Source organism: Rhodococcus sp. IEGM 1409 (genome assembly GCF_030056735.1).
Taxonomy (GTDB): Bacteria; Actinomycetota; Actinomycetes; order Mycobacteriales; family Mycobacteriaceae; genus Rhodococcus_F.
Genome location: NZ_JASHKN010000009.1, coordinates 35,815 through 52,632, shown reverse-complemented (window position 1 = coordinate 52,632; position 16,818 = coordinate 35,815). Strand labels below are relative to the sequence as shown.

General features: G+C 62.5%; 17 protein-coding genes. 7 read left to right on the top strand and 10 right to left on the bottom strand.

Annotated features, from left to right (window positions below; all coding sequences use genetic code 11):
- The first annotated feature begins 290 nt into the window (after positions 1-290).
- From QM716_RS21865 to QM716_RS21855, 3 genes are read left to right on the top strand one after another with little or no spacing between them, the layout of a single operon-like run.
- Complete coding sequence (locus tag QM716_RS21865) at positions 291-1,484, top strand: thiolase family protein (protein ID WP_283306211.1); 1,194 nt, start codon at positions 291-293, stop codon at positions 1,482-1,484.
- 28 nt (positions 1,485-1,512) lie between these two features.
- Positions 1,513-2,274 carry a 3-hydroxyacyl-CoA dehydrogenase gene (locus QM716_RS21860; RefSeq protein WP_003942978.1) on the top strand — a complete coding sequence of 254 codons (762 nt, stop codon included), beginning with the start codon at positions 1,513-1,515 and terminating at the stop codon, positions 2,272-2,274.
- 13 nt (positions 2,275-2,287) lie between these two features.
- Complete coding sequence (locus tag QM716_RS21855; protein ID WP_283306210.1) at positions 2,288-2,914, top strand: TetR/AcrR family transcriptional regulator; 627 nt, start codon at positions 2,288-2,290, stop codon at positions 2,912-2,914.
- 73 nt (positions 2,915-2,987) lie between these two features.
- On the opposite strand, the gene QM716_RS21850 is transcribed toward QM716_RS21855, so the two are convergent.
- Together QM716_RS21850 and QM716_RS21845 are read right to left on the bottom strand one after the other, a co-directional pair.
- Positions 2,988-4,610, bottom strand: a complete 1,623-nt coding sequence (locus tag QM716_RS21850) for a long-chain fatty acid--CoA ligase (RefSeq protein ID WP_283306209.1) — start codon at positions 4,608-4,610, stop codon at positions 2,988-2,990.
- Between the two features lie 101 nt (positions 4,611-4,711).
- Entirely contained in the window at positions 4,712-6,397 is a 1,686-nt protein-coding gene (locus QM716_RS21845) for a dihydroxyacetone kinase family protein (RefSeq protein WP_283306208.1), read from the bottom strand.
- 54 nt (positions 6,398-6,451) lie between these two features.
- On the opposite strand from QM716_RS21845, the gene QM716_RS21840 reads away from it, so the two are divergent.
- Complete coding sequence (locus QM716_RS21840; protein ID WP_283306207.1) at positions 6,452-7,315, top strand: patatin-like phospholipase family protein; 864 nt, start codon at positions 6,452-6,454, stop codon at positions 7,313-7,315.
- The gene (locus tag QM716_RS21835) at positions 7,312-8,166 is read left to right on the top strand and encodes an LLM class flavin-dependent oxidoreductase (RefSeq protein WP_283306206.1); all 855 of its coding nucleotides are present in this window, start codon (positions 7,312-7,314) and stop codon (positions 8,164-8,166) included. The genes QM716_RS21840 and QM716_RS21835 overlap by 4 nt, the downstream gene beginning before the upstream one ends.
- A gap of 1 nt (position 8,167) precedes the next feature.
- On the opposite strand, the gene QM716_RS21830 is transcribed toward QM716_RS21835, so the two are convergent.
- Positions 8,168-9,178 carry a threonine aldolase family protein gene (locus QM716_RS21830; protein WP_283306205.1) on the bottom strand — a complete coding sequence of 337 codons (1,011 nt, stop codon included), beginning with the start codon at positions 9,176-9,178 and terminating at the stop codon, positions 8,168-8,170.
- A gap of 336 nt (positions 9,179-9,514) precedes the next feature.
- On the opposite strand from QM716_RS21830, the gene QM716_RS21825 reads away from it, so the two are divergent.
- Positions 9,515-10,054: an HNH endonuclease gene (locus QM716_RS21825; RefSeq protein ID WP_283306204.1), complete on the top strand. Its 540-nt coding sequence runs from the start codon at positions 9,515-9,517 to the stop codon at positions 10,052-10,054.
- A 19-nt stretch (positions 10,055-10,073) separates the two neighbouring features.
- Entirely contained in the window at positions 10,074-10,331 is a 258-nt protein-coding gene (locus tag QM716_RS21820) for a WhiB family transcriptional regulator (RefSeq protein ID WP_283306203.1), read from the top strand.
- Positions 10,332-10,335: 4 nt separating this feature from the next.
- Here the strand turns inward: QM716_RS21820 and QM716_RS21815 are convergent, their stop codons facing one another.
- The 7 genes from QM716_RS21815 to QM716_RS21785 form a co-directional block, all read right to left on the bottom strand.
- On the bottom strand, positions 10,336-11,757 hold the full coding sequence (locus QM716_RS21815) for a DUF2252 domain-containing protein (RefSeq protein ID WP_283306202.1): 1,422 nt from the start codon (positions 11,755-11,757) through the stop codon (positions 10,336-10,338).
- Positions 11,758-11,837: 80 nt separating this feature from the next.
- Positions 11,838-12,161 (bottom strand): DUF6292 family protein, encoded by a 324-nt coding sequence (locus QM716_RS21810; protein WP_283306201.1) that lies wholly within the window; start codon positions 12,159-12,161, stop codon positions 11,838-11,840.
- 69 nt (positions 12,162-12,230) lie between these two features.
- Complete coding sequence (locus QM716_RS21805; RefSeq protein ID WP_283306200.1) at positions 12,231-13,511, bottom strand: NAD(P)/FAD-dependent oxidoreductase; 1,281 nt, start codon at positions 13,509-13,511, stop codon at positions 12,231-12,233.
- Positions 13,512-13,557: 46 nt separating this feature from the next.
- Positions 13,558-14,109, bottom strand: a complete 552-nt coding sequence (locus tag QM716_RS21800; protein WP_283306199.1) for an acyl-CoA thioesterase — start codon at positions 14,107-14,109, stop codon at positions 13,558-13,560.
- Between the two features lie 56 nt (positions 14,110-14,165).
- Positions 14,166-14,969 (bottom strand): class I SAM-dependent methyltransferase, encoded by an 804-nt coding sequence (locus QM716_RS21795; protein ID WP_283306198.1) that lies wholly within the window; start codon positions 14,967-14,969, stop codon positions 14,166-14,168.
- Positions 14,966-15,625: a FadR/GntR family transcriptional regulator gene (locus QM716_RS21790; protein ID WP_283306197.1), complete on the bottom strand. Its 660-nt coding sequence runs from the start codon at positions 15,623-15,625 to the stop codon at positions 14,966-14,968. Before QM716_RS21790 ends, QM716_RS21795 begins: the two co-directional genes overlap by 4 nt.
- Positions 15,626-15,720: 95 nt before the next feature.
- Positions 15,721-16,623: an Lrp/AsnC family transcriptional regulator gene (locus QM716_RS21785; RefSeq protein WP_283306196.1), complete on the bottom strand. Its 903-nt coding sequence runs from the start codon at positions 16,621-16,623 to the stop codon at positions 15,721-15,723.
- Positions 16,624-16,818: the final 195 nt, after the last annotated feature.

Here is a 16,818-nt window from a genome sequence, read left to right as displayed (position 1 = left end):
GCCGAGTCGATGTGATCTCCAGCGTGCGCTGAACATGCAGCTTCGCAATGCTCGATGAGAAGTCGCCCCATGCCTGCCCAGGCGTGGGGCGACTTTTGTTGTCTCGGCGACTTCAGTACTGAATTCCGACCTCGTGCCCGTGGCTTCTCCTTGACGGGTGTATTGGCGGGATGGTAATCCTTTAGCGAGCGCTAAGTCAGGGCGCTCCCTCGATCTCGGTCCGGCGCTCGGTGCCACGAAACTCGGGTGCCGGACCGCCCCAGCAGTGCACGTCCTCGAAGGGAACGAAGATGACCAAGGCAGTGATCGTCGATGTAGTCCGGATCGCGTCAGGCAAGGGCAAGCCGGGCGGAGCTCTGTCCGGGACGCACCCTGTCGAACTGATGGCCCACGTTCTGCGTTCCATCGTCGATCGAAACGGCCTCGACCCCGCCTTGGTGGACGACGTTATCGGCGGTTGCGTCGGACAGGCCGGTGAGCAGGCTCTCAACATCACCCGCAGCGCGGTACTTTCGGCCGGATTCCCCGAGTCGGTACCCGCCACCACGATCGATCGCCAGTGCGGATCAAGTCAGCAAGCTGCGCACTTTGCGGCGCAGGGCGTGATCGCCGGTGCATACGACATCGTGATCGCGGCGGGCGTCGAGTCGATGAGTCGTGTCCCGATGGGTACTACGACGATGGGGAAGGACGCTTCCGGTCCGGGCATCGCGGCTCGCTACCCCGAAGGCCTGGTCAATCAGGGCATCTCCGCGGAGTTGATCGCCGCGAAGTGGAAGTTCGACCGCGAGGCTCTCGACGCATTCGCTGCGCAGTCCCACCAGCGGGCAGCGGAGGCAGCGGCGAAGGGGCTCTTCGACAAGGAGATCCTGCCGATCTCGGTGACCGATGCCGCCGGTGAGACCGTCTCGCACACCGTCGACGAGACGGTTCGCGCGTCCACGACCGCCGAGGGCCTCGCCGGCTTGAAGCCGTCGTTCTACTCGGAGAAGTACGCGCAGCGTTTCCCCGAGGCACAGTGGTCGATCACTCCCGGTAACTCGTCGCCGCTCACCGACGGCGCGTCGGCGGCCCTGATCATGAGTGAAGAAATGGCGTCGAAGCTGGGGCTGACGCCGCGAGCACGCTTCCATTCCTTCTCCGTCGCGGGCGACGACCCGATCTTCATGCTCACCGCGCCCATCCCGGCTACCCACAAGGTGCTCGCGCGCGCGGGTCTGAGCATCGACGACATCGACACGTACGAGGTCAACGAGGCATTTGCTCCCGTGCCGCTCGCCTGGGCTCACGAGTTCGGCGCCGACCCGGCAAAGCTCAACCCGTGGGGCGGCGCCATTGCTCTCGGCCACGCCCTGGGTTCCTCGGGTACTCGTCTGCTGACCACGATGGTCAACCACCTCGAGGCCACCGGCGGACGCTACGGTCTGCAGACCATGTGTGAGGGCGCCGGCATGGCCAACGCCACCATCATCGAACGCATCTGAAACACATAACCTTTCGAAAGGAACTCTCATGATCGTCAACGACAGCGTCGCCGTCGTCACCGGTGGAGCATCCGGCCTCGGCTTGGCCACCACCAAAGCCCTTCTTGCCGACGGCGCGAGCGTCGTGATCATCGACCTTCCATCGTCGAACGGTGAAGCCATCGCCAAGGAGCTCGGTGATCGGGTCCGCTTCGCGGCGGCAGACGTCACCGACGAGGCTGCGGTCACCGCTGCACTCGACGTGGCCGAGTCCCTCGGACCCCTGCGGGTGGCGGTCAACTGCGCCGGAATCGGCAACGCAGTCAAGACGGTCAGCAAGAAGGGCGCCTTCCCCCTCGATGCGTTCAAGAAGGTCATCGACGTCAACCTGATCGGCACCTTCAACGTCCTTCGTCTTGCCGCGGAGCGTATTTCGAAGACCGAACCCATCGACGGTGAACGCGGCGTCATCATCAACACCGCCTCGGTCGCAGCGTACGACGGCCAGATCGGGCAGGCTGCGTACTCCGCGTCGAAGGGTGGCGTCGTCGGTATGACGCTCCCCATCGCCCGCGACCTCGCGTCGCTGCTGATCCGCGTCAACACCATTGCTCCTGGCCTGTTCAAGACCCCGTTGCTGGCCGGACTGCCTGAAGCAGCTCAGGCATCGTTGGGCCAGCAGGTGCCCCACCCCTCACGCCTGGGTGATCCCAGCGAATACGGCGCGCTTGCTGCGCACATCGTCTCCAACCCCATGCTCAACGGTGAGACGATCCGCCTCGACGGAGCAATCCGTATGGCACCGCGTTAATTTCGGCTATTACATGTCTGGAGAGGTCGAGTCGGTGAATTCGGGGGCAGTGGACTGGAGGTCCTTCCCGCCGCTGGTGATGACCGACATCCTGACGGCTTCGCTCGAGCTTTTCGACGAGAACGGTTACCACGGCACGACGGTGCGGCAGATTGCCAACCGTGTCGGGGTGACCGTTCCCGCGCTCTACTATCACCACGCGAACAAAGAAGCCGTCCTCGCCGCTTTGTTCGAGATCTCGATGAGTGAACTGAATACCAGAACCGAAGCGGCAGAAGTGGAAGCCGGCGAAAATCCGGTGCGACGCTTTGCTTTGGTAGTCGAAGCGATTGTTCTCTACATGACCCACCGGTCGCGGCATGCTGCGTTGGATACCGAGATCCGGCATGTCTCACCGGAAAGCCGAAGTCGATACGCCGCCAGCCGTAAACGGCTCGAGTTGCTGATGCGCAGGATCGTCGACGACGGTGTTTCATCAGAAGATTTTTCGGTCACCGATACCGAAGAGACCGTCCGGGCGGTACTCGGAATGGCTCAGTCATTACCGCGTTCGTTCCAGACCGGCGGTCCGATGTCACCGTCGCAATTGGCGGAGAAGTACGTCGACATCGCTTTTCATACGGTCGGGTATCGACCGTAAAAGTATCTCGCCCGTAAACGAAGGTGGGCAACAGGTTGAAAACCTGTTGCCCACCTTCAGTATTCAATGCGTGTCAGAGTCGCGTGACTTCGAGTCCACCTTCGTGGTAGTCGGCTCGCAAGCGCTTTTTGTCGAACTTGCCGACGCTGGTCTTCGGGACTTCCTGAACCACAGCCCAGTTCTCGGGGAGCTGCCACTTGGCAACCTTGTCCGAAAGATACTGTTGCAGTTCGGACATGGTGGTTTCGGAACCGGCGCGAAGAACAACCGCAACCAACGGGCGTTCGTCCCACTTCTCGTCCGGCACGCCGATGACGGCAGCTTCGGTGACGTCGGGGTGGCCCATGACGGCGTTCTCGAGGTCGACCGAGGAGATCCATTCGCCGCCGGACTTGATGATGTCCTTGGAGCGGTCGGACAGGCTCAGGAAGCCGTCGGCCGTGATGGATCCGACGTCGCCGGTCTTGAGCCAGCCGTCGTTGAACTTGTCTTCCGCGTCGACGCCGTAGTACGACCCGGTGATCCAAGGGCCGCGTACTTCGAGTTCGCCGACGGAAACTCCGTCGTGTGCAACAACTTTGCCGTCGTCGTCGATGAGACGCGCCTCGACGGATGCCGGGAATCGACCCTGCGAGTAGCGGTACTTCCACATCGCGTCGCCGGTGACACCGGCCGGCGGGCGGGCAACGGATCCGAGCGGGGAGGTTTCGGTCATGCCCCAGGCGTGCAGGACGGAGACGTTGTGATCGGCTTCGAATGCGTGCATGAGGGCGGGCGGTACCGCGGAGCCGCCGATCAGAACCTCACGCATCGAGGAAATGTCCTGAGGGTTCTGCTCGAGGTAGAGGTGCAGGCCCTGCCAGATGGTGGGTACAGCCGCGGCGAACGTCGGCTTCTCGCTGGCGATGATCGCCGCCAACGGGGCAGGCTGGAGGAAGCGGTCGGGCATGATCAGGGAGGCGCCGATCATGAACGCGGCGTAGGGAAGTCCCCACGACATGGCATGGAACTGAGGCACCACCGCGAGTGCACGATCGCCCTGCGCGAGGTTGGGGCCGTCGCTCATGCAGACCTGCATGGAGTGCAGGTAGATCGAACGGTGGGAGTAGACGACGCCCTTGGGATCGCCCGTGGTACCGGACGTGTAACACATTGCAGCAGCACTGAGTTCGTCGACCTCGGGCCAGTCGAACTCGGTGGGTTGATCGGCGATCAAGCCCTCGTAGGTGTGAACCTGCACGCCCTCGGGAGCTTCGAGCCCTGCAGTGGAGGAGCCGGTGACGATGATGTGTTTGACGGTCGTCAGCGACGGAAGCTGCGGAGCGAGAAGCGGAATCAGGGACGGGTCGACGATGATCACGCGGTCCTCGGCGTGATTGGCGACGTGGATCAACTGCTCGGGGAACAGACGAATGTTCAGCGTGTGGAGCACGGCACCCATCGAGGGGATCGTCAGGTACGCCTCGAGGTGCTCGGAGTTGTTCCACATGAACGTGGCGACTCGCTCGTCACCCTCGACGCCGAGCCCGCGCAGGGCGTGCGCAAGCTGTGCACAACGTTTGCCGACGTCTGCGTAGGACACGCGGCGCGGGCCGGACTCGGTCCACGTGACAACCTCGGAGGCCCCGTGAACGGAGGCACCGTGGCGGAGAAGTTGAGCAATGGAGAGGGGGGCGTCTTGCATTGTGCTCAGCATGGGCTGCTCCTGTTTGGTGTGTGAGACCGGTGCTTTTGCCCACGGGCCGTCACAAACGATGTGCTGTGGCTGCCAGATTAGTCACAGCACAGAAGTGCTCGCTAGTGCCCCACTGCACAAGCGAAGAACCACGCTATGAGTAGCGCTCCCGGATCGACCACTCCGCGAGCGGCTTCGCCCACATAACTTGCACGTCCGCGGTTTGCGAGCATGGTTTCGGTCGACTCCGCCCCGCCCGCTGCGGCTTCCGCTGCGCTCGCCAGCGCAGCATCTCGATCGGCTTCCGAGCTCACGGATTGCTCCAACGACTCGACCGCCGGAACTATCGCGTCGACCATTGTCTTGTCGCCGACGCGTGCACCGCCGAGCGAAGTGATGTTGTCGAGCCCTGCCCGCGCTGCGGCCGCGATCGCGCCGAGGTCGAGTTCGGAGTCCGCCGAGTCTGCGGCAACGCGGAAGAAATGCCTGAACCAGATGCCGAACAATGCGCCGGAGGTGCCGCCGGCGTGGCCGAGGTATGCCTGCGAGACTGCGTCGAATACCGTTGCAGTGGAATATGTGTCACGGATCGCTGAGATATCGAGCTGATCCAGCGCGGCGACCATGTTGGTCCCGAAATCGCCGTCACCCGCTCGTCTGTCGAGATCGGTAAGAGCCGGTTCTTGCTCCAATACCTTCTCGGCCCAGTCCGCAATCCAGCCGCCGACGAAGCTGCTTTCGGCAGTGCGCGAGATGTCGGGTGTGAATGTGGGACCGAATGATTCGCGCTTGCCCATGCCGGTGTACTCACGCGCCATAGCATTCGGCCAGGCGGGCGCTTTTGTTGGTGCGTCCCATAATTCGAGGATTTCTTTGTCTGTGCGAACAAGAGTGATAGATGCCCCGGCCATGTTCAATGCAGTGATGAACGTTCCGATCAATGTTCGCTCGATGTGAATTCCCTGTTCGTCCAGATAATCTCCGAGTTCGGCGAAGAGTAGTTGCAACTCCAGCGGGTGGGTGGCGCCGAGACCGTTCACGACGGCGAGGACGCGATCACCTTCGGCAAGACTCAGGGACGCAATGATCGGATCCGTCAACCGGCGCACCAATTCCGGTGCGGGCAAGGCGTCCACACGCTCTGTGCCGCGTTCACCGTGGATTCCGATACCGAGTTCCATCTGGCCGTCCGGTAGGTCGAACGACGGCTCGTCAGCACCCGGCAAAGTACAAGGGCGCAGAGCGACGGCCATGCTTCGTGCGGAGTGCGCGACGTGTTGTCCGATCCGGGTCACCTCCGCAAGGTCGTCACCGCGGGCGGCGGATGCACCGCACACCTTCTCCACCACGATGGTTGCCGCAGTACCGCGTCGCCCCGGGCCGCTACCGTCTGCGCGTTCGGTCGCGACGTCGTCGTCCACCAGTACGACGTCGGTATCGATCTTGTCCTCGCGTAGCAACTCTCGCGCGATACCGAAGTTCATCACGTCGCCGGTGTAGTTCTTCACGATGTGCAGGACGCCGCCGCCTGCATCGGCAGCCTTGGATCCCTCGTGGATCTGAAGTGCATTGGGTGAGCTGAAGACCAACCCGGGGCAGACGGCTGTGAGCATTCCTTCGCCGATGAATCCGGCGTGCATGGGTTCGTGACCGGAGCCGCCACCGGAGACGAGCGCGACCCGTCCGCGTGGAAGTGGCGTCGCGCGAGTGAGGTATCCCGGGTCGGGATTCCAGTCGATGTCGTCGGTGGATGCGATCAACCCGCGGAGTGCGTCGGGAACAAATGTCTTTGCGCTGCGCATGAACATCACTTCAGAGTAGGTCTAACGTCGACTTCGGGCACGGATCGTGATCGACGAGAGGTGGACGGCGTGAAATTGGGGTTGGTACTTGCCGGTGGCGGCGTTGCGGGAATCGCCTGGGAAACAGGTTTTCTGTTGGGCGTTCAGGACAAATCGCCTGACACTGCAGCATCGCTGCTGACGGCGGACGTGTTGATCGGCACCTCCGCAGGTTCCACGGTGAGCGCTCAGATTGCAGGCGGTGCAACACTGCAAGAACTTTTCGCCGCACAAACAGCGGAGGCGACCGGCGAGATCGATCCGAAGGTCGATGTCGAGGTACTCGGTCAGATGTTCGTCGACGCGATCGCAGGATCGCAGGACCGGGCCGAGCAACTCTGTTTGCTCGGCGAGGCAGCGATGGGAGCCGATACCGTCGAACCCGCTGTGCGTCGTGCGGTCATCGAGGCGCGGCTGCCCAATCGTTCGTGGCCCGACCGGGAGTTGCGCATCCCGGCGATCAACGCACAGACCGGTGAGTTGAGGGTGTTCGGCAATGCTGACGGCGTAGAACTGATCGACGCAGTTGGAGCGAGTTGCGCCGTCCCCGGGGTGTGGCCGGTAGTCACGATCGACGGTGACCGGTACATGGACGGCGGAATGGCGAGTGGCTCGAATGTTCATCTGGCTGCCGACTGCGATGTGGTCGTGGTTCTTTCACCCGCAGCCGACCCCGCCCCGAATCTTCTGGGCGGCAGTCTACGAGAGGAAATCGATGTGATGGCGCCCGCGCGCGTGCTGCCGATCTTCGCCGACCGCGCCGTCGTCGAAGCGATCGGAACGAACTCGCTCTCGCCGACAACCAGGCGTCCCGCAGCTGAACTCGGCCGCGATCAGGGCCGTCGAACCGCCGACGAGATCACCGCGTTTCTGGTGACGGCATGAGCACCGCACGGATTGCCGTCGTCCTGCGCCCGGAACAGCCCCCGGAGGACCTTGTCCGGCATGCGAGGTATGCCGACGAGAGCGGTATCGGTGAGATCTGGCTGTGGGAGGACTGCTTCTTCGGCGGAGGAATAGCCACTGCTGCAGCTGTATTGGCTGCAAGTGAGCGTCTGGGAGTAGCGATCGGCGTGCTGCCGACCCCGATGCGCAACACCGCGATCACGGCGATGGAGATTTCGGCGCTGGCCAGAGTTCATCCGGATCGACTGCGAGTTGGCTTCGGTCACGGCGTTCAGAGTTGGATGCGGCAGATCGGCGCCAAGGCCGAATCGCCGTTGACTCTCCTCCGGGAGCAGTTCGGAGCAGTCGAGCGGCTACTGCGCGGTGAGTCGGTGACGGTGTCCGGTCGATATGTGAATCTCACGGACGTCAAGCTGGCGTGGCCGCCGGAGAAGGTGCCGCAGTTGCTCGTCGGTGCTACGGGGCCAAAGACTTTGGCGCTCAGTGGTGAGTTGGCGCAGGGCACTGTGCTCTCGGGTGGGACGACCCCGGAAGGCGTGCGTCGGGCGATCGCTCACATCGGAGCGCAGGATCACGAGGTGGTCGTTTACGTCATCTGTGCTTTCGGTTCCGGCGGTCGTGAGCGCGCCCTTGCCGAGGCCGCGGCGTCCGGTAGCGAGTCTCCGGAGGAGGCGATTGCCGCGGGCACCGCGGCCGAAGTTGCGGCAGCAGCAGGGCGATGGGTGGACGCAGGTGCAACCACCGTGGTACTCCAACCGACCGTTGACGAACCGGATGTCCGAGAGTTCATTCGCTCTGTCGCACAGGAGGTTCAACCCCTGTTGGCATAGCTCAGAAGGTTACCCTGGACAGAACCGCGTCGATGTCGGCAGTGCTCACGTCTCGATGTGTCACGAACCGAACCTTCCCGGCAACGGTGACCGCGCCGACGTCGACAGCGGCGAGCTGAGCAACGGTGGCCGACGGATCGGCCGTGGCAGCGAGAACGATGTTGGTGGCGGGTTCGTCGACAGCCCAACCGCGTTCACGAAGCCCCGACGCGAGGCGCTGCGCATTGTCGTGATCGTCGGACAGGCGAGATTGTGAGCGCAGCGCGACGATGCCGGCTGCGGCCAGCACACCGCCCTGGCGAACACCGCCGCCGAGCATCTTGCGGATCCTTCGGGCTTCGGTGATCAATTCGGGTGATGCGGCCAATATCGAGCCGACCGGCGCACCGAGTCCCTTGCTCAGGCACACCTGGACGGTATCGGCGCCCGAAGTCAATTTTGTGAGCGAAACATCAAGTGCAGCAGCGGCATTCCAGAGACGGGCGCCGTCGAGGTGAATCTTCAAGCCGCGTGATCGTGCCGCGTCGACCAGTGTCGTCCACTCGGTCGGATTCATCACGGCACCGCCGGCGAAGTTGTGAGTATTTTCGAGACAGAGCAGCGTGGTGTTCAACGTGAAATACGGGCCGGGGGAGCCTGCCGCCTTCACGACGGTCTCGGGGCTGGGGCGTCCGGGTCCGCCGTCGTGCGGCAGTGCCATCGGCATTCCCTGGGCGAGCCAGGCGGCGGTGCCCAATTCGGAACCCAAGACGTGAGAGTGCTCCGGTGCCAGGAACTGATCGCCGCGGCGAAGGTGCAGCATCAGCGCAATCAGGTTGCCCATCGATCCGCTCGGCACCCACAGTGCCGCCGGAAACCCCAGAGTGTGCGCCACATCTTCCTCGAGCGCCGCCATGGTCGGGTCGTGATCGAGGACGTCGTCGCCGACCTCTGCGTCGGCCATCGCCTTGCGCATCTCCGCGTCAGGCTTGGTGACGGTGTCCGAGCGTAGGTCGATGTACGACGAAGTCATGGCTCATTCGATCAAGCCGCGCGTTCCGGCGTCAAACCGCGGTATTTCCAGGTCGACTTCTCCGACCTGATAAATCAATATCGCTGAGGATGCCTTCCGTGTGATGATGGGCGCCGGCAATCGCCGGTGAAGAGAGAACAAGAAGTGGAAGGGACAGGCATGCGCGACTGGAAGCAAGCGTTGCACCTGCGCGGGCACTCACCTCGCGGCATTTCCCATCCCGCGTTCGGGGTACAGAGTGGCGCTGAATATATGCCGTTCCCCATTTATCGCACTTGCTCCTGACCCGTCGTCGTGTCCAGGAGTTTCACTCCTCGACACGAACTGAGAACTCTCATGCGGAATCCGAACCGCGCGCCTGCCGCCGCCTCTCACAGTTGGATGAGCCGGTCCGTCCACGTACTCAACGCCACGTACGAGTACCTCGGTGAAGTGAGCTCCGATCGTGCGGTCGTCCTGATCGCCACCGGCTCCGCGCAGTCCACCGAAGACGTGATCCCGATATTTCCGGTGCGCTCCAAGCACATCGAGATCCCACTGCCTCGGACGATCCTGCTCACCGAGTACGTGTACGTTGCTCACCGGGTGACGGTCACCGATTCCAGTCGGGCCACTTTTGCCGGTGTTTTCGACCGGGACGGTCGTCAGTGCGCATACTGCGCCGCCCGGGCGACGACAATCGACCATGTCCAGCCACGAAGCCGTAACGGCCCGAACACGTGGGGAAATCTGGTGGCGTGCTGCAGTTCCTGTAATCAGCGCAAAGCGGATCGCACACCGGCTGAGGCCGGTATGCGGCTGCTCTGGGAACCAAAGGCGCCTCGGCGCATCGAGAAAGTGCAGCAGAAGATCTGGCGTGAATTGAGTCGGACGTGACGGTCGAAGGGAGCAAGTGATGCACGCAGACGAGATCTCGAATCTGGCTGAGCTTCTGCCGATTTCGGACGACCGGACCTGGTGGCATGCGGAGTGCAGAGGGGATCCGGAGCCGGACCGCTGGTTTCCTTTTCCGTCCGAGGGGTACGACTACGCGACCGACGTGTGCAGCAGGTGCCCGATTGCGGATTCATGTCGTGAATTCGCTTCTGCCACCGGCCAGACCGGAATCTGGGGTGGAGTGAAATTCGAGCAGGGCAGGATCGTCGCGGCGTGAGGGATCAGATTCCCGGCTCCGCGGCGATCGTGCCGGCAGATACCGCTCGGCACAGGGCGTCGTGGTCACGTTCGGTCTGATCGGCGTAGAGCCGAGCAAACCGGGTGAGGGCGGTATCGACCGCGTCCGAGGTTCCCAGGTAACCGGAAATCAGTGACGCGCCACTGGTTCGGGCGTGTCCCTTCGCCAGGAGGCGACCGCAGATCGCGACATAGTCGGTCAACGCTGCTGCGTCGATATTGTTCAGGTCCACAGAGCCTTTCATGTTCCGGAACTGACGGACGTAATACTGACGGTCGTCGACGGTGCACCAACCGAGTAGCGGATCGCTGACCGTCTGGAGTGCTTGTTGGTATTCCGCGACGCGCCGTCCTTGGTGGTCGTGCCAGGCCGAGTCACCGTGGACGAAGGGTGCAACTACGGATCTGCGAGCCTGTTTGAGCTGCAAGAAGATGACGTCGTCCGGGATACTCCCTTCGCACAGAGCGACATAGGCTCGCAGGGCGACGCTTCCGACTCCGACGACTCGGTGCGCCACGTCGATGACGTTGTATCCCGAGACAACTCGACGCCAGTGTGGTGCAAGGGTTTCGAGATATTCGTCGAGACCCTCCAGGAGGAAGTCGGTGTCCTGTGGGGTGAGTCGCGTTGTGAGCGGTGGGTTCTCGAGTAGCTGGCGTCGGCCGTGATCCTCGACGGTGAACCGGGGAACCGCGTGATCGCTCGTACGCCGTCGTGCCCGCTCCGCGGCGCGGCGGATCTCGGCCAGCAATCCGGGATCGGTGACGTGATCGGTGAGTCCGTCTAGGTCGACCCGGTCGAAGGAACGATCGAACAGTGGACGCTCGGACAGCTTTGCCAGGTGGAGGCGATATGCGGACACACACGAGGTTGTTGCTGTTTCACACTGAGCTTCGGTGAGACCGTTCTGCCGACCGGCCACCCAGATGCTCGCGGCCAGCCTTCTCAGATCCCATTCCCAGGGGCCGGGATGCGCTTCGTCGAAATCGTTGAGGTCTATGACAAGTTCGCGTTCCGGGGATCCGTAGAACCCGAAGTTTCCGACGTGCGCATCTCCGCAGATGACGGGTGTGATGCTGGTGGACGGGAGGTGGGCCATGTCCTCGGCCATCAAACCGGCAGTACCGCGAAGGAATCCGTACGGTGAAGCGACCATGCGGCCCACACGGATCGGAACCAACCAGTCGAGTCTTCCCTCGTGTGCTGTGTTGACCTGATCGACCGGATCACGGCGGGTGGGTGGTGGCGTCCAATCACCGAGCGACGATCGTGCCACTCGCTTGCGCAGGCCCTTCCCGATCTTGCGACGCTCAGTGCGGGGTGTTTGACGCGCCCGCAAAGTCGCCCTGCCGTCTGGTTCGTTCTCGAGAGCCAGCTGACCGGCAGGCCTGCTCAGCGGGTCCATGTCGGGCTCTCTTTCGTCGGGCGTGCGAAACTCGCGCTCGATCTTATGCCCGCGGGACTGAGCGCCGCGCGACGAGTTCCTTAACTACCTGCCTGGGCAATCAACTCGACGGCGCGGTCGGCGCACAGTTCCGGATCCGGCATTCTCCCGATACCGAGGCATTCGACAACGGCGAATGACGTATCCGGTGTGGTTTCCACGCCAAGAGCCCACCCGAAGTAGTGATTCCAGGCGAGTACCGCTCGGTGGCCGCTGTGCTGCGGAATTTCGCTGCCCAGCACGATCACCGCGTCGAACGCGGGACCGTCGCACCAGATCACCGACTCGGCGAAGGTGGAGCTGGCGACAGCGACTACGTACCTGTGACAAGTCGATTCACTCGGAATGGCGATGTGTGCACGCATGGTCGCTCCTCCGGCTCGGTTGCGATCGGAGGGTTCCCCATTGCCGGCGCCGAAAAAACGCTTGGCAGATTACGTCCCGGCCACAGATCTACGACGCAGACGGTGCCTGAGATGTTTTTGTGCTGCCCGAGCGACCGAGCGAGCCGAGAGATACTGCTCGGCGGGTATCAACCGGGAACCGAACAAGTAGAACCTTTGGGCTTCGTCTTGGTCATGGGTGGCTGCGGAGATGAGCAGGCGTTCGAATACGGTGAACTTTCGCCCACCGGCGTAACCGCTCATGTAGTCGATGTGACTCGTCATACTCGCTCTGGCACTGCGGTATTCGGTCAATGCAGCGTTCACGTTTCGATGTGAATCGAGTGTGTGTGCCGTCGTCTCCATCAGCATCCGCGCGGTTGCGTCGACCAGCATCTGCGCGGTCTCGAGTGCCCATGAGCATCCGATGCCCCACAACGGGTCGTTGGTCGCCGCGGCGTCGCCGATGAGTGCGAACCCGTTACCTACCGGTTCGGTGAGGGTTGTGGAGAAGTGTTTGGTACCAACGATCTTCCCTACGATGTGCTCGCGAAGTATCAGCGGAGCGCCGGGTAGTGCGTTGACGTATTCGAGGAAAGCGGTAGGCAGGTCGTCAGTGAACGAGCCGAGCTTGTCGAGGGCGGGGAAGACGACCAGCACGCTGATTCCGCCGTCGTTGGGGAGCAGATAGGCGACGTCGGGATCCATGAACCACGACAGTGAGGATTCTCCGTCGGGTCGTTCGAGTCCGGAGAGTTGGGCGAAGTAGCTGAAGCGACCGTTTGTCACGGTCTCCGAGTCGCATCGCGCGGATCGCGCGACTGTCGAATCCTTGCCGTCCGCTCCGACGGTCAAGCTCGCTTCGAGAGTGAAAGCCGAGCCCTCTGCGGTTCCGTACACGCCGGCCGTGGTGCCGTTCTTGGTCAGCAGCCCGGAAACGCGATGTCCGAGAAGAAGGTCGACGTTCGGGTAGTCGTTCGCGAGTTGCCGCAGGAGCGGGTCGAGCGTCTCCCTTCGGATGTTGAATCCAGGTGGCGACGAGACGTCTGTGGCGTCCGGGGTGATCCATCCCCACGGGGTCCAGAACTTCGGAACGGTTTTCACCATTCCCAGGGCGAGCAGTTTTTCCGTAGCGCCGAGCCTTTGCAGAATCGGGGCGCCGCACGGTTGTAGATGGTGAGTACACAGAACCTTGTGGGCCCGGGCGTCGGAGCGAGCGTCGAGAAGCGCTATTCGCAGACCTTGCTGGGCGTACATGATTGCGGCGGCGCATCCAGCGATGCTCGCGCCGACAATCACGACGTCATATTTTTCCTGCGCTTTCGAAGTCACACCGAACAGTTTAATGCATTAAGTTATAACTTAATTGTTACAAGATTTAGTCATCGTGTTCGGGCGTTAAGTCCCGAACTGCGGCCCGGATAGACTGTTCCCGACGCTCGTTCTCTCTTCGCAGCTCACGACGCCTTCGACCCGCCTCGAACCGTTGCCTCGCGATTGTTCCGGTCGGTCGGAGTTGGGGTACCTCAGCGGGTTTTCCGTCGCTGCCCATTGCCACCATCGTGAAGTAGCAACTGTTGGTATGTCGAGATTTTCCGAGAAGAATGTCTTCGGTTTCGACGCGTATTCCGATTTCCATCGACGTGCGTCCGGTGTAATTGACGGAAGCGGTGAAGGTGACAAGTTCGCCGACGTGCACCGGTTCGCGGAACACCACACGATCCACGGACAGGGTCACGACGTACGTCTGGGCGTATCGACTCGCGCACGCGTAGGCAACCTGGTCGAGGAACTTCAGAATCGTTCCGCCGTGCACGTTGCCCGAGAAATTGGACATGTCCGGTGTCATGAGGACGGTCATGGACAGGGTGTGTTTCGACGCTTGCGTCGATGCTTGTTTCGATTCGGGCAGGGAGTTCGATTCTGACATCGAGCGGGCCTCTTCGGGTCGGTGGACGGTGAAGAGACCGTATCCGGCCCCACGGGTTACCCGCGCGTTCGAAGGGGCGCGGTCCTGGGGTTCGGGACGGTGCCGACGTGCAGGACGTAGTCACTGGTGGCGATGGGTCCGGTCGCGCTCGACCTGAGATAGGGCGCAAGCGTCGAGCGTAGGTGCGCTGACATCGAAGCCCAGCTTCCTGTTTCTCTGACTGCCGCGCGAAAGTTCTTCAAGGCCGGCGCCTGGTCGCACAGTTCCTCGACGGGATCCGACCCGGCTGGTAGGTGCCACTCGAGCAAGTGAGAGGCCGAGCTCACCGATTCCAATCCCGCTGCTGCCTGCTCGAATTCGCTGGAGTTCGGCCATGTGGTCGGCAGTGGTGTGATGTCTTGCCATGCTGAGGCCGCTTCTCTGCGGAGTGCTGCTGCCCACCCGTTTTCCGTCCACGTTGCGACGCAGATCTTTCCGCCTGGCCGGGTCACCCGCATCATTTCTGCGAGAGCGATCGCGGGGTCGGGACAGAAGATGATCCCGAAGATGCTGACGCAGGCGTCGGCGCTCGAATCCGGCCACGGCAACGATTGTGCATCGCCAATCGTGAAGGTGGGTTCGGTGGTACCGGGGCGGGGAATCCAGCGTTCGCGCGCGACCTCGAGCTGGCCGGCGGAGAGGTCGAGTGCGTCGACCGTCATGCCGGACTGGGCCGCCGGTAGTGCGAAGTTCCCGGTTCCGGCGCAGACGTCGTACACCGTGTTCACGTGTCCGATCGAACGCAGTGCCTCCATCGATGCCGGTGAGAGTTGTTCGGCAAGAGTTGAATACGTGGCACCGTTCCAGTTTCCCCGATTCACGACAAGCTACTCTCGACTGCGTCGATGACCGTATCGAGCGCTGCGCCTGCCGCGCGCGCTGCTTCATCGGGGTTGCGTTCTTCGATGGCTGCGATCAAGGGTCGATGCTCGTCGACGTGGAATCCCGGACCGACGCTCACGGCGGACAGTGAATCCGCCACGGCGGCAAGAACTCCCCGATAGACATCGATCAGCGCGGAATTGTGTGACGCCTCGACGATCGAAAGGTGCAGGGCCATCCCGGCTTCGGTAGTGCCGAACCCGCCGGTGTGATCGGGGTGGGCGTTCCAGGCTGCGTGGATCCGCGCGAGGTCTTCGGGGGTGCGGCGCTGCGCTGCGAGTCGCGCGGCTTCGACCTCGAGTCCGCGTCGCAAGCTCAGTACGTCGAGGACGTCACCTCTGGCGAGTCGTCGCCCGAGTAGTCCTTCGACCGGCGACGCCGCCGTGACGTATACGCCGCCGCCGTGACGAGCGGACAGAACTCCGGCATGTGCAAGCGCCCGCACTGCTTCGCGCATGGTGTTTCGGGCGACTCCCAATTCCTCGACCAGTGCGGTCTCCGGTGGGAGTTTTGATCCGACGGGCCATCGGCCGGACGCGATGGCCTCCTCGATCGTCGCGGCGACGGTGTCTACCTTGCGTCCGGAATCGGACATGTATGCCACCTCTGGTGAGTGGGTCAATGACTTGTTCGAGGTTAGCGCGCTCGGTCAAGTGGGTCAATGACTCTCTATCTATCCTGACTTGCCGTCTACCCGCGTACATCCAGGCTGCGGGCGTAGTGCTCCTTGAAAACCTCGAGGTGCGCCCAGGATTCCAAGCCGCTGACACCGTCGATTCCGCGGATTCGCTCGGACAGGGCATGAAGGTCGTTGGAGGAGTTGGCGGCAACGGTCGCGATCACGTCGTACCGCCCCAGGGTTCGGGCGAGAAATTCGATTCCGGGCAGCGACTCGATCTCCGACACGGCGTTGTCGTCCCGTGAGCCCAGGTTGACGCCGATGCCCATCGCCAATGTTCGGCCACCGCCTCGCCGCTTGACGACGGCTCCGACGCGAAGTGCCGTGCTCGCGATCAGGTGATTGACGCGGTTGCGTACGGCACTCGGCGACAGACCGGTGTGTTCGGCCAGCTCGAGAAATGGCATGCGCCCGTTGCGCTCGAGTAGTTCGATCAAGGCGACGTCCGTCGAATCGAGTCGGATGTCGGCTTGTAAAGCGGTCTCGGGCATGAAGATTCCCTTGATGACGTCGACATAGACCAGCGTGCTCACGGATCGAACGCCACGCTGTGAGCGGAGTTCGGCGATGGCGCGGTACAGATCGTCGTGACTGGGCACCCGAAGTTCGGCAATCACGTTGTATTGCCCGCTGACTGCCGAGATGTACACGGCGGCCTCGGATTCGATCAACGCGTTCAGCACCGGAGTCATCGGTCCGGACACTGCGATCGAGACGTGCGCGAGTGCCTTCAGTCCGAGAAGTTCGGGGTGTGCGACGGCAACCACCGACACCGTTCCCGAGTCGAGCAGTGCCTGGACTCTGGTGGACACCGCCGCGCGTGGTGCGTCGACCGCCGCGGACAGTTCGCGGTACGTCGCTCGCCCATTGCGCTGAAGTGCGGCAATGAGCTTGGAATCGAGATCGACGGTCATGAATGTCCCAACTTTTCCAGAGATTTTTCTGTACTCGCTTCCTATTAGAACAGTCGCATGCGGCCATGGAGGATGCGAATAAGTGCAGAAATGCTCGAAAACCACTACAAAAAAGTTGTATACCGCCTGGTCTGAAACTTTGATGCATTGCATCGCTCCAGGTCAGGGCGTAGTTTTCGCTCAACACGCAGTGAC